The organism is Bordetella muralis (assembly GCF_054781015.1).
The window spans coordinates 1,451,792-1,464,893 of sequence record NZ_BAAGVF010000006.1; the positions used below are offsets into that span (position 1 = coordinate 1,451,792).

Annotated in this window: 14 protein-coding genes; 9 read left to right on the top strand and 5 right to left on the bottom strand. The window is 58.7% G+C overall.

Translation table 11 applies throughout. The features are described from left to right. The 4 genes from ACYVIT_RS17615 (at position 1) to ACYVIT_RS17630 (ending at position 2,963) form a co-directional block, all read left to right on the top strand. Complete coding sequence (locus tag ACYVIT_RS17615) at positions 1-1,020, top strand: phosphoglycerate dehydrogenase (RefSeq protein ID WP_415808324.1); 1,020 nt, start codon at positions 1-3, stop codon at positions 1,018-1,020. A 37-nt stretch (positions 1,021-1,057) separates the two neighbouring features. After that, positions 1,058-1,927 carry a fumarate hydratase gene (locus ACYVIT_RS17620; RefSeq protein ID WP_415808323.1) on the top strand — a complete coding sequence of 290 codons (870 nt, stop codon included), beginning with the start codon at positions 1,058-1,060 and terminating at the stop codon, positions 1,925-1,927. Next, entirely contained in the window at positions 1,924-2,565 is a 642-nt protein-coding gene (locus ACYVIT_RS17625) for a fumarate hydratase C-terminal domain-containing protein (RefSeq protein WP_415808322.1), read from the top strand. Before ACYVIT_RS17620 ends, ACYVIT_RS17625 begins: the two co-directional genes overlap by 4 nt. Positions 2,566-2,636: 71 nt before the next feature. Continuing rightward, the gene (locus ACYVIT_RS17630; RefSeq protein ID WP_415808321.1) at positions 2,637-2,963 is read left to right on the top strand and encodes a putative signal transducing protein; all 327 of its coding nucleotides are present in this window, start codon (positions 2,637-2,639) and stop codon (positions 2,961-2,963) included. 46 nt (positions 2,964-3,009) lie between these two features. Here the strand turns inward: ACYVIT_RS17630 and ACYVIT_RS17635 are convergent, their stop codons facing one another. From ACYVIT_RS17635 to ACYVIT_RS17650, 4 genes are all read right to left on the bottom strand, one after another. Further along, complete coding sequence (locus ACYVIT_RS17635; RefSeq protein ID WP_415808320.1) at positions 3,010-3,633, bottom strand: dihydroxyacetone kinase subunit L; 624 nt, start codon at positions 3,631-3,633, stop codon at positions 3,010-3,012. Continuing rightward, the gene (locus ACYVIT_RS17640; protein WP_415808319.1) at positions 3,633-4,631 is read right to left on the bottom strand and encodes a dihydroxyacetone kinase subunit DhaK; all 999 of its coding nucleotides are present in this window, start codon (positions 4,629-4,631) and stop codon (positions 3,633-3,635) included. Before ACYVIT_RS17640 ends, ACYVIT_RS17635 begins: the two co-directional genes overlap by 1 nt. Positions 4,632-4,771: 140 nt before the next feature. Beyond that, positions 4,772-5,752: a Bug family tripartite tricarboxylate transporter substrate binding protein gene (locus ACYVIT_RS17645; protein ID WP_415808318.1), complete on the bottom strand. Its 981-nt coding sequence runs from the start codon at positions 5,750-5,752 to the stop codon at positions 4,772-4,774. Between the two features lie 33 nt (positions 5,753-5,785). Beyond that, entirely contained in the window at positions 5,786-6,676 is an 891-nt protein-coding gene (locus ACYVIT_RS17650; RefSeq protein ID WP_415808317.1) for a dihydrodipicolinate synthase family protein, read from the bottom strand. A gap of 148 nt (positions 6,677-6,824) precedes the next feature. Here ACYVIT_RS17650 and ACYVIT_RS17655 point away from each other — a divergent pair, with 148 nt between their 5' ends. Next, positions 6,825-7,556, top strand: coding sequence for a GntR family transcriptional regulator (locus tag ACYVIT_RS17655; protein WP_415808316.1), 732 nt, complete (start codon positions 6,825-6,827; stop codon positions 7,554-7,556). Positions 7,557-7,625: 69 nt separating this feature from the next. Here ACYVIT_RS17655 and ACYVIT_RS17660 read toward each other — a convergent pair whose 3' ends face one another. Then, on the bottom strand, positions 7,626-8,390 hold the full coding sequence (locus ACYVIT_RS17660) for an IclR family transcriptional regulator (RefSeq protein ID WP_415808315.1): 765 nt from the start codon (positions 8,388-8,390) through the stop codon (positions 7,626-7,628). A 176-nt stretch (positions 8,391-8,566) separates the two neighbouring features. Here ACYVIT_RS17660 and ACYVIT_RS17665 point away from each other — a divergent pair, with 176 nt between their 5' ends. The 4 genes from ACYVIT_RS17665 (at position 8,567) to ACYVIT_RS17680 (ending at position 13,041) form a co-directional block, all read left to right on the top strand. After that, positions 8,567-9,850: an NAD(P)/FAD-dependent oxidoreductase gene (locus ACYVIT_RS17665; protein ID WP_415808314.1), complete on the top strand. Its 1,284-nt coding sequence runs from the start codon at positions 8,567-8,569 to the stop codon at positions 9,848-9,850. Between the two features lie 82 nt (positions 9,851-9,932). Beyond that, positions 9,933-10,955, top strand: coding sequence for a dipeptidase (locus tag ACYVIT_RS17670; RefSeq protein ID WP_415808313.1), 1,023 nt, complete (start codon positions 9,933-9,935; stop codon positions 10,953-10,955). A gap of 17 nt (positions 10,956-10,972) precedes the next feature. Continuing rightward, positions 10,973-11,989, top strand: a complete 1,017-nt coding sequence (locus ACYVIT_RS17675; RefSeq protein ID WP_415808312.1) for a tripartite tricarboxylate transporter substrate binding protein — start codon at positions 10,973-10,975, stop codon at positions 11,987-11,989. A 32-nt stretch (positions 11,990-12,021) separates the two neighbouring features. Further along, a complete protein-coding gene (locus ACYVIT_RS17680) occupies positions 12,022-13,041 on the top strand; it encodes a Bug family tripartite tricarboxylate transporter substrate binding protein (RefSeq protein WP_415808311.1) in 1,020 nt (339 codons plus the stop codon). The last annotated feature ends 61 nt before the right edge of the window (positions 13,042-13,102 follow it).

The following is a 13,102-nucleotide window of genomic DNA, read 5'->3' on the forward strand; positions in this document are numbered from 1 at the left end:
ATGCAAAAGCAAATCGGCAATGGCGCCCCCGGCCGGGTACTCGTCACAGCCAAGAGCGTGGCCCAGTCCCCGAAAGCCATCGCTTTAATGCGTGAAGCGGGCCATGAAGTCATCGTCCAAAACACGCCGGCCCCAATCGATCAGGCCTGGCTGGTAGAACAGGTACGGGACATCGACGCGCTGGTGTTCGCCATGGAGCCCATGGACGCAGCCGTAATCGGAGCAGCCAACCGGCTCAAACTGATCGCCCGGCCGGGTGTCGGCTACGACAACGTGGATCTGGAGGCCGCGACCCGCAAAGGCGTGATCGTCAGCATCGCGGCCGGGACCAACGACCAGAGTGTCGCCGATTTCACCTTTTCCCTGATGCTGGAAGCTATGCGCGGCGTTTCCCGCGCGTCGACGAGCGTGCGAGCACATGGATGGGAGCGGTTCACAGGAACCGAGGCCTGGCGCAAGAAAATCTGCGTCGTGGGTCTGGGCCGCATTGGCCGAGGTGTGGTCAAACGCGCTCGCGGCTTCGACATGGAGGTGCTCGCCGTCTGTCCGCGGCTGGACCTGGAGTTCGGCCGGGAACACGGTGTACGTTTCTGCTCGCTCGATGACGCGTTGGCGCAAGCAGACATCGTGACGCTGCATCTGCCTCTCGATCACGCCACCCGACACATGATCAACGCCCGTACGCTGGCACAGATGAAACGGGGTGCTTATCTGATCAACACCTCGCGCGGCGGTTTACTGGACGAAGAAGCCGTTGTGCAAGCCATCCGCAGTGGCCACCTGGCAGGTGTAGCCGTCGATGTCCTGCAGCAACAGGGGGTAGGCAGTCCTAGTTGCCTGATCGGTGTCGAAGGCATCACCGTCACGCCCCACATGGCCACCTTTACGCACGAATCCATAGAGCGGGTGGCGATGTCCGTGGCTGAGAGCGTCATCACCGCACTAGCCGGCAGAATGCCGCGCCATGTGATCAATCCCACAGCGTGGGATCGATCCGTACTCGAGGAGTCAATGCCGTGAGGCGAGCTCATCCATCTTTTTCGGTCAAGGCAGCATAATGTCCATCCAACCCGAAACCATTCGCCGTGTCACAGCAACGCTCTACGACCGCTCGCTGCGCGGAATTCCGTCCGATACCCGTTCAGCCCTCCTCGCACTGGAAGCCACTGATCGCAGCGAAACCGCCAGGCACACGCTGCGCATCATGGTAGAAAGCGCAGACGCGGCGGCACGCGACAATCACTTCATTTGCTCGGACGCCGGTGTGCCGGTGTTCTTTGTGCGGGTCGGCACCCAGGCGCGCTTCGCGGGTGATGTCCGCCAGGCCATCACCGACGGCTTTGCGGACCTGGTAGGCAACATCCAACCTCCCCTGCTGCCCCACGTCACCCACCCGCTCACGCTAGAGCGGGGCCATGCTGGCAAGGGCATGCCGATCACTACCTTTGACCTCGTCGATGGCAGCGACTGCGTGGACATCACCTGTAGCCCCAAGGCGCTGGGTTCGGGACGGTGGGAAGCGTTGGAAATCTTCAGTTTTCCCGATCTGGCGACTATCGAGCGATACGTCATCGACACCGTCTGCAAGGCGGGTTCGCAGCCCTGCCCGCCAGTGGTCATCGGCGTAGGCGTGGGCGGCTCTTTCGACTACGCCGCCAAGATGGCAAAAGAGGCCACTTTGCGCCCCATCGGAGAGCGCCATGCCGAACCACTGGTCGCCGACATGGAACGTCGATTGGCTGCAGCCATCAACAAAACCGGTTTCGGCCCCATGGGGACGGGCGGCGACAGTACCGCCCTATCAGTCAACGTGAACTACTGTGCCGGCCATGGTTTTACCCCGGTGGCCGTGGCTTTCAACTGCTGGATCAACCGGCGCACCCGCGCGCGGATCTACAACGACAACCGAGTGGAAATCGTAGAATGAGCATACGCACGCATCGTATGAATTTCCCGCTGTCGGCCGAGGACGCACGCTCGCTTCGTGCCGGTGACCAATTGATCTTGGATGGCGAAATAGTAGTAACGGCCGGCCTGCCCACGCACCAGCGCCTGCTAAAAACGCTCGACGGGGCCGAACCGCTACCGCTGGAATTGCACGACGGCTGCCTGTTTCACATCGGCAGCTACAGCCAGGAGGCAGCCGACGGCGGTTTCCAGGTGCTCTATATCAATCCCACCACGAGCACCCGCTTCAATCCGTACATGCCTACGCTGATCCGCCAGCTGGGTTTGCATGCCGTGGGCGGCAAGGGCGGGCTGGATGCGGCGTCAGTCGAGGCGATGAAAGAAACCGGCTGCGTTTATCTTTCCTTTCTAGGAGGAGGTTGCACGCTGCTGTCTCAAGCGCTGCGCGGCGTAGTGGAAATCGGCTGGCCTGATATGCTGACCCATTACCGTGTAGTGCGCCTACGGGTCGAAGGGCTAGGGCCAGTCACCGTAGCCATAGATGCGCACGGAAATAGTTGCTATGCCGATGCACAAACGCAGGCCAGCACCTCCATGGATGCCATCCTGTCGGAGCTGGACGCCGGCCGTGCTGAATTCTGCAAGAACCACCCCTAGTCTGCATGCCCCCTTGAATCAGACCTCGCTTGCTTTATGATTGACGCGTCTGCCATCATCCGGACGCACCCATGATTCGACTAATGCGGGCCCCCGATTTAATGCTGGCTCAACACTGGGTCAATCTATTGACCCAAGCCGGCATCCCCTGCCATCTCACAAACCGCTACATGCAAGGCGGCGCCGGGGAAATCCCTGTGGATCAGTGCGGCCCAGACATCTGGCTGGAGAACGAGCACGACAAAGCAGCCGCCATGCAGATTGTCGAGGGGCCTGTAAAGAACGAACTATTCGGCGCGAGATTCAACTGGCAGTGCGACGATTGCGGAGAATGGCTGGAGCCGCAATTCACGACTTGCTGGCAATGCGGCGCGGCACGCCCGCCGGGTGACGAGTAGTTCGGATTCATCCAAGAACGGCGTGGGCGTTAAAGTCGTGCGTGCTTTAACCAAGCACATCACGCTTTACACAAATCCCCTCCACCATCCTCAACAGTGCCACCATTCCTGGATCATCCATGCCGACAGTGCGCTCGGCAAACATACGAGCGCGCCCGATCCGATTCGGCTTGCCACGGAATTCATCGAGCGCCCGCTGCACAGCATCACGGGCGAGCGGCAATAGACAGCCCTCGTCAGCCGATGTTTGCAAGGCCACATAAATCGCCTGGAGCCCGTCCAGAACTGTTTTGTCTCCCAGACTAGCGCCTCCTCTGGCAGACAGCGTCTCAATCACGGTGTTGAGCAGGTCCACGATATCTTGTCGGCTCAGGCTCGTTTTATTGCGGCTATATTTCGCCGCGGTCATAAACGCCACTGTCAAAAGCGTCCCGAAACTCGAGCCTGACGCTCTCGCGCAGGCCTGCGCCAGCTTTTTAAATGCCCCCTCCAAATCATCAGGGAGACTGCCTAGTTCCTGCTCAATTAGAACGGCACATTTCTCCAGCGTAGCCCCGAGATCGGCATCACCCAACCTGCCATCCAATTCATTCAACTCCGGCGCGGCCGCACGCATCGCGACGCACCAACCGGCCATGGACGATTTCAACTCAGGCTGAGACAACATCATCAATACACCCTCCAGAAGGGACAATCCGCCGGCGCCGTCAATAACCGCTCGAGCTCATCGTCCAGCTTCATCAGCGTCAACGACGCACCCGTCATTTCCATAGATGTTGCATATCGGCCGACCAACGGCTGCACGATATCAATCCCCTTTTGTCGCATCACGGCAGCCACACGCCGGAACAAGATATACAGTTCTTCTGCAGGAGTCGCACCCAGACTGTTGACGACGACGCCAACCTGATCCCCCTGACGAAGGTCCAACTCAGGCATCAAACGGCTGAGCATCTCATCGGCCAGCTCATCGGCAGTCTTCAGAGGTCCACGCCAGAGTCCCGGCTCTCCGTGGATCCCCATGCCGAACTCCATCTCGCCATCCTGAATCGTGAACGACGGCTTGCCCGATTCTGGCACCACGCACGGCGTAATCGCCACACCGATAGAACGGCAAGCCTCATTTGCCTTACGCGCAAGCCGGGTTACCTCCTCCAGCGACGCCCCCTCGGCAGCTTTCGCGCCAACCACCTTGTAGACCAACACCAGCCCCGCCACGCCGCGACGCTTGTCTTTCTGATCGGCTGGCGCGCTCGCCACATCATCTGTCACACGCACAGACGCCGTAGCAATCCCCTCCAGCTCAAGCATCTCTGCCGCCATATCGAAATTCATACGGTCGCCACCGTAATTGCCGTATAGCTGCAAGACCCCCGCGCCCCCATCCGCAGCACGTGCTGCCTCCATGCAATCCGCCATCCGAGGACCGGCAAAGACATTGCCCACAGCGCAACTGTCCAGCAAGCCCTCGCCGACATAACCAAGAAATACAGGCAAATGCCCTGAGCCGCCTCCGGTCACGATACCGACTTTTCCGTCAACGGCGCCTTGGCTGCGTGCGATCACTCGCCCGTCTTCACCCATCCGTTGCAATTCAGGATGCGCAGCACACAGCCCCTCCAGCATTTCGTCGACATAGTGTTGAGGATTGTTGAGAATTTTCTTCACGGGATATTCAATATGGATGTAGTGTGAACACTGGGTGGCACCAGCAATCATGAGCGCAAGATCGCAGCATCGCGCTGGATTACGGCTTGAGACAGGCCGCGGACACAGCCTGCCTCAATCACCGCCGATGTGACGCAACCTCAATCGACTTTCAGACGGCCGTCTTTTGCCGCCTGCGCCGCGACGGCATACTCCGCATTCAACACCTCGGTGAATTCCTGCGGCGTGCTGGAATAAGCCACACTGCCAAGCTCAGTTGCGCTCTTGATGGCTTGTGGATCTTTGACTGCCTGCGCGATCAGATTCGCCAATTGATCCTGCAGCGCCTTGGGCATACCGCTCGGCCCCAATATGCCCACGTACGTCGTGCCATCGACATTGCCGAATCCCAATTCGGCGATCGTCGGCACATCGGGAATAATCGGATCCCGCTCTGGGCCCAACACCGCCAACGCTTTCAGTGCACCGCTCTTTATGTGCGGCAAGCAGCTGGGCACCTGATCGAACATGGCATCGATCTGCCCGCCCAGCAGACTGATCAATGCAGGGTTCGCGCCCTTGTAGCTGAGTACCGTGAACTGCGCTTTCAATGCGCTTTCGGTCTGCAGCAACGCCAAATGATTCGGCGTTCCGGGCCCCGAGTGCGCCGCATTGACCCGCCGCGGTTCCGCGCGGGCATATTCGGCGAAATCCTTCAGGGTTTTAAAACGCTCGTCATTTCCCCGGACCAGCAACACCATTGAACTCTTGTTCACCAAGCCCAACGGGGTAAAACTGTCGCGGCTATAACTGGTCTTGACCATCTGCGGAACGGTGACAATGACCCCTGCCCCGCATAACAGCAAGGTATAACCATCCGGATCAGAGCGCGCGACCTGCGACGCTCCTATTGATCCGCCAGCGCCGCCCCTATTGTCCACCACCACAGATTGGCCAAGCACTTTTGCCAATGCAGTTGCAATCGTCCGCCCCACAATGTCAGTATTTCCACCCGGTGCAAACGGCACGACCAGCGTAACAGGCCGGCTCGGATAAGACTGCGCCCAGGCAGGCCGACCAATCGCGGCGCCCACACATAAACCCGCCCCGAGCTTGATCATGCTGCGGCGTTGAATATTCATCTGTCGTCTCCTCTCTTATTGAACGCGTATGGTTTAACGGTCAAAGCGCAGCACTGCCGCCATCGCCGCTTCGATACGTTGGCGTTGCTCGGGCGACGTCGCCGGCATCGGCGCACGTGGCAGCCCTGCTTCGCAGCCTTGGAGCGCAATCGACGTCTTGATATTCGCGGGCAAGTTGTCACCCACCAGCGCGTTCCAAAATGCCAGCATGGCGGCATGCATCTCGACAGCCTTCACGTGATCACCGGTCTTGACGGTGTTCCACAGATTGACGCATACACCAGGCAACGCAGCCGGCGTTGCAGCGATAGTGCCATGCGCACCGAGCGCGAACGACGAATAAAGCAACGCGTCCACAGCGGAATACACCTTGCACCCGTCGGGCACGCCCAGCAGCAGATCAGCCATCAGCTTCAGATCGCCCTGGCTCTGCTTGATGCCTTGAACCCCCGGCAAATCAGTCATCAACCGAATCATCTGAGCAGGATTCAGATAATTCCACGGCACCACGTTGTAGATAATGACCGGCGTATCCACGGCTTGCGTCAACGCTTTGAAATGATTGTGCGTAGCCTGCTCATCCGGCTTGAACAGATAATGCACCGGAGTCACCTGTAAGGCAGCGACCGACAGATGCTCGATGGCCTTGGCGCGATTGATGGCGTCCCGGGTGCTATTGGAAATAATCCCCGCCACGACAGGCACTTGTCCGGCCACCTCGGCAGCCGTGATTTCCATCACGCGCTTGAACTCGTCAATCGTCAGCGTGTGGCCCTCGCCGGTGCTCCCACCAGGGCAGACACCATGTACCTGCTTGTCGAGATTGAACCGAATGACCTTGCGCAATGCAGCCTCGTCAATGCTGCCATCTGCCGTAAAAGGGGTAACGAGCGGCGGAATAACGCCGGTGAGATCCAATCCCATACACACTCCGTTTGCAAAAACAATCAATAGGGGTACTATCCCTTCGCTGAGCTCGAACTATACACCAACTAACATGTTAGTTAGATGTTAGTAATAACCCGTAGATCAGGCACAATCAAATTTATATCCGGCTTGCTGTATTCGAACCATGAACACAACCTCTGTTAAACCCCGCCCGGCAAAGGCATCCAGCGGCACTGCTGCCACGCCATCGCTCAGCCAGCGCGCCCTCGCCTACCAAGGGTTTCGCCAGCAGATCATCGACGCCCGCATCCTGCCGGGCCAGTTCGTCTCTCAACGCGAACTGATGGAAATGCTGGAAATGCCGCTTGCTGCGGTCAGGGAACTCATTCCACGTCTAGAAGCGGCGGGGTTGATCAAGACCGTTCCGCAAAGAGGCCTGCAGATCGCTACGGTCGATATGAAGCTGATCCGCAATGCCTGGCAAGTCCGCACCATGATCGAGCGCGAGGCGGTGATCAATTTCTGCAGAGTCGTGAATCAGAACTCGATCAACGAGCTCATCGAAAGCCACGAGGCGATCCTCAAGCGCGCCCTTGCGTCCACACCGGACGACGCACTGGAGCGCGATGCCCAATCCGTCGACTGGGGGCTGCACGACCAGATGGTCGACGCCATCGGCAATGAAATCCTCTCGGAGATCTATCGGGTCAACAGCCTGCACGTGCGGTTGATTCGCTACGACGCCCAGTCGATGAGGCCCGTCCAAGTCGTACCCGCCATGGAAGAACATCTGGGGTTCCTGAGAGCCCTGGCTGCCGGCGATCACGAACGCGCGCTTGCGAACATGATGCAGCACATCGAGCAATCGAAACACCGTGTGCTGGAGGGCATGTTCGGACTAGAACGCGAGGCATGATAAACAGATATCGGGCTGTCCTGCGGTGAGGAAAACGCAACGCCTTGATCGCTCAATCGCGACACCGCTCTATTTGCGCTTGCTGATGACCCTCGCCGCACGCATGACCAACGGCCCCAGTTCTTGCCGCGCGCGATCCAATGACCAACGCGGCTTGGGTACGGAAATATTCACGGCTCCTATCGGCGTACCCGTTTCGTCATAGATGGCAGACGCGACGTTCACGTCCCCCGCATAAAACTCCTCATCCGCATAGCCATACTGATCATGGCGAGCTTGCTCAATCAACGCTCGCAACGCAGCCATGTCGGTGGTGGTGCGTGGCGTGTGCTTGACCGGTGTGACGGTCCTCAGCTTCTGATCGAGTTCCGCGGGCGATAAATGCGCCCATAAAGCACGCCCCGACGCAGAGGATATGCAAGGAATACTCGTGCCGACGGGCATGTACTCCGGGATATGGCGAGCCGGGGCGACCCGCATCACAAAGACCATGTTATCCCCGTCATCGGGGACGCTCAGGTTGACGATTTCTCCGCATTCCTGATTCAGCTGATGCAACACGGCATGCGCGTGTTGGAACAACGGCTGCCGATACAGATAGCTGTACCCCAGCCCGACGCCTTTGACGGTCACGCTGTAACGCTTGCTGCGCGCGTCCTTCGATAAATAGCCTGTGCGCTCCAGCGTGTACGCCACGCGCTGCGCCGAACCCATCGTGATGCCGTTGATCTGGGCGATCTCCTGCAAACTCAGCGAGGCATGGGCTCGAAACGACTCGAGTACCAACAGTCCTTTCTCCAATGACTGAATCATCAGCGCGGAAGGCTCAGACATTCAAACTCCAAAAAATGGCGAGACGCAGATAGTAGCCAGCCCCGGCCATCGCCTTTCCTAGGGAAACCCAGACGTTGCCGCAGCCGCGGGCTTGCAGTATAAATTCCAAGCATTATATCGCTATACGCTTTTATTTATCGAATAACGATAATTAACAGCAGAACAAGGGGTGAGCGTTGCAGCACAACAGCAGTCATTCAGCCGCATTTCCGGATCATGTCGAGGTCGCCATTGTGGGCGGCGGCATCATCGGAATCAGTGCCGCCTACGCCCTCGCCCGCGCGGGCGTCCGGACAGCGGTATTTGAAAAAGCGGCGCTAGGCTGTGAACAGTCGTCCCGCAATTGGGGATGGGTCAGAACGCTGGGACGCGATTTGCCAGAGGTCCCGCTGGCGATACGTTCGAACCGGATTTGGGGCGAAATCCAGGAACAAATCGACGTAGGATTTCGCCGTACAGGCATGCTGTACTTGCAGGACAGTGAGGCGGACGCCTCCTCGCACCAAACCTGGATCGACAACGCACGAGCCTATGGCACCGACGCGCGCCTGCTCGATAGTGCGGCAGCCAAACGCCTGCTGCCCCAAACTGCCCGGGCCTGGACCGGGGCCATGTACAGCGCCACTGACGGCGTTGCCGAACCCCAACTGGCGACCAACGGAATCGCCGCGTTGGCGCGCGCCGCAGGCGCTCAAATTCTGGAGGACTGCGCCGTGCGTGGCGTGGAGCAGTCCGCGGGGCGAGTATCCGCCCTGCTCACCGAAAAGGGGCGCGTCGAAACCGCCACGGTATTGATCGCCGCCGGCGCCTGGTCCAGGTTGTTTTGCGGGAACCTCGGTGCTGACTTTCCCCAGCTAAAGGTGCGCGGCTCGGTACTGCGCACCACACCCATCGATACTGGTTCGACTGCGGCGATCAACGGCAAGGACTTTACCTGCCGCAAACGTGCGGACGGCGGCTACACGGTGTCGCAATTCGGCGCGTCGATGGCAGATGTCGTGCCCGATAGTTTCAGGTTGATGCGCTATTTCATGCGCACGTGGCTGGCCAATCGCAGCTTTGTGCGGTTGAGATTCGGCAAACGTTTTTTCGAAGAACTGTCCCTGCCTCGTCGTTACCCCGCGGATCGCGAGTCGCCATTCGAACGCCATCGCCTACTGGACCCGCATCCGTCGATGCGAGGTAACGCCCATGCCTGGAAAAAATTGACTGACGCCTTTCCGGCGTTCCACAACGCTCGCATCGCGCAATCCTGGGCGGGCTACATCGATGTCACACCCGATGCGATGCCCGTCATGGACGCCGTTCCCAATGTGCCCGGCCTGTTTCTGGCATCGGGGTTTTCCGGTCATGGCTTTGGTATCGGACCCGCCGCTGGCGAGGCCATGGCGCAGCTCATTCAAGGCAAACAGACCACCGTTGACTTGAAGCCATTCCGCTATGACCGATACCGTCACTAGCCCATACGTTTAGCGCCATGCTGGCGCCCCGCCCTCATTCGTTCAGTCCAAATAATCATCTCAATAGCAAGGGAATTAGTTCATGGTCAGCCACACCGCCGATTTGCACCGTCAAGCCACCATTGTCGATGGCCTGGTTTTCTTCAGTGATGGCAGTACCCGCGACATGTTGACCGGCGGCGTGAGCGCCATCAATGTCACGATCAGCGACATGGGCGCCGATTTCGAGCAGGCACTCAAGGACGCCATGTTATGGCGGCAACGTTGTGCGGCGCTTGATAGCCCCTGGCTGCTTGTCGAAAATGCCGCAGACATTGCACGCGCCAAGCAGACTGGCAAACTCGGCCTGATCATGGGTTGGCAAAATGCCAAGCCTCTCGGCGATCAGATCGATCGTGTCGCGCTTTTTCACACACTCGGTATTCGTGTCATTCAGCTGACCTACAACGAGGCAAACCTGATCGGCGACGGATGCCTCGAAAAACGTAATGCAGGCTTGAGCGACCTGGGACTGAATATGGTCGACGAGATGAACCGCGTCGGCATAGCGATCGACCTGAGTCATTGTGCGCCCCAGACTTGCCTCGACGCCGCGGCACGCAGCACTCGGCCCGTCTTTCTGACCCATGCCAACGCCAACGCAGTGATCAAGCGCCCGCGCAATAAATCGGACGACGTCATCAAGGCAGTAGCATCCACGGGCGGCGTGATCGGCTGCAGCATTCACGCCTACCTCAATTGGAATGGCGATCCAAAAAAACAACCATTGCTGTCGGACTTCGTCGCGAACGTCAAATATATCGGAGACCTGGTCGGCTACGAGCATGTGGGCATAGGCACCGACTATCCGTCCGTCGACACGTATGAGGCCGTGCGTCACGTGATGGTGATGTCGCGTACCAAATACGCCAGATCCGGTGGAGACTTCTCTGATGCCTTCGGCGATGTGATGGAAGCACGATACCCCGTCGAGATGCCTACCCCGGCACAGTTTCCCGCCTTTACCGAAGCGCTGCATCAGGCCGGGTTGACGGACAGCCAGATTCTGGGCGTGCTGGGCGGCAATTTCGCCCGCGCATTTGCGCAAGCCTGGGCTGCCAACTGAAACTTGCGGAGATCAACATGACATCGCTCGTCAGCAGCATTCGCCATGCGGCGCCACAACAGTCCAGCGCCCGTTGCGCCAGCATTACCGCCGCCTTGGTCGCCACTATGGCTGCACTCGCCCCTATCACGGGGTTCGCAGCGGATAACTACCCCACGCGCCCGGTGCATATCATCGTGCCTTATCAAGCGGGCGGATCGACGGATACCGTCATCCGCAAATTTGCCGAGCTGGCTGCGCCCAAACTGGGGCAATCCATCGTTATCGAGAATCGGGGCGGTGCAGGCGCCACACTCGGCGCGCGCGCCATCAAAACTGCAGAACCCAACGGCTACACGCTCGCTATCCTGCCCAGCCCCGTATATCGCATGCCGCACATCCAGGATATGGGCTATGACCCCACTCGCGACTTCACCTATATCATGATGCTCAGCGGGTATACATTGGGTGTTGCGGTACCTACGGCATCGCCTCATAAGACATGGGGCGAATTCATCAGCTTTGCCCAACAGCATCCGAACGAGATCACGTACGGCACGGCGAGCGTGGGCAGCGCCTCGAATGTCATGATGGAACAAATCGCGACCCGCAACAGCTTGACGTGGCGTCACATACCATACAAGGGCGAGTCCGATGTCATCACGGCAGTACTGGGCGGCCAAGTCACTGCATACGCCGGATCAACAACGGTACAGCCCTTGGTGCAGGCTGGAAAAATGCGTATGTTGGTGACCTGGGGCACGCAGCGCAGTGCGCAATACCCCCAGACTCCCACCTTGCACGAACTGGATGGCACCCCGCCTGCCAATGCGCCTTTTGGTATTGCAGGACCCAAAGGCATGCCGCCCGAAACAGTCGCCAAGCTCAATGCCGTATTCAAAGACATCGCAGAATCTGATGCCTTCAAACAAATCCTGACGCAGTATGGACAGGAACTGGTCTATATGAATGGCGAGGATTACGCTGCCTATGCGAAAGAGCAGTATCAGCAAGAAGCCGAGATTGTTCAGAAACTGGGATTGGCTTCGAAATAGCCGCCTGCCCCCCACGCATTCAGGAGATCACCATGACGACTCGTTCAGCTGTGTTCTTGAAACTGCCATCCAGTATCCGTCGCACCGCATGGCTCACCGCATTTGCAGCGCTATTGACGACATGCCTGCCAGCCACCATCCAGGCAGCCGAATCCTGGCCTGAGCAACCGATACGCCTGATCGTCGGCTACCCGCCCGGTGGAGGCACCGACACCGTGGCGCGCGTCTTGGCACAACAGTTGGGCAAAGAGCTCAACCAGACCGTCGTGGTCGAGAACCGGGGCGGCGCCAGTGGAACCATCGCCGCCCAGCAAGTCGTCAGGTCCGCGCCCGATGGCTATACCGTGATGTTCGCCACCGCATCGCCATTGACAGGCGCGCCGCTGACCGTAAAAGGGCTTACTTATGATCCGATGAATGATCTCGTGCCCGTCACACGCATCGGCGGAGGCCCATTCATCCTGGTCGCGAACCCGAAATTTCCGCCCAATAATCTGCGCGAACTGGTCGACTACGCCAAAGCGCATCCCGGCGTGGTGAACTACGCCTCGCCGGGCATCATGACCGCCAATTATTTCTTTTCCGAACAACTGAATATGGACGCGGGCATTCAAACCGTGCACGTTCCCTATAAAGGCAGTTCAGCCCTGTTGAACGACACCATGGCGGGTCAGGTGCAATACACCCTGGATACCCCGGGCACGACATTGCCTCTGATCAAAAACGGCAAACTCAAGGCGCTGGCCGTATTCAGCGAACAACGCCTGGATCGAGCGCCAGACATTCCGACAGCAAAAGAAAGCGGCTTTCCACAGTTGGTAGGCGGCTCGTGGTACGGCCTGCTCGTAACGAAAGGCACGCCTCCTGAAATCGTCGATGCCTTGTACAAAGCCACCAAGCGTGCACTGCAGAATCCCGAAGTCCGGCGCACAATGATGGATCGTGACGTCATTATCGAGGGCAGCTCGCCAGAGGAGTTTCGGAAATACCTGACCGCGGAATTCGACCGTTGGAAATCGGTCACGCAAAAACTCGGCATCACGCCGCAATAGCCGCACATTGATACCGTCTGTACTTGCCGAAGACGATAACGCTTGACTACCTACTAGAGAT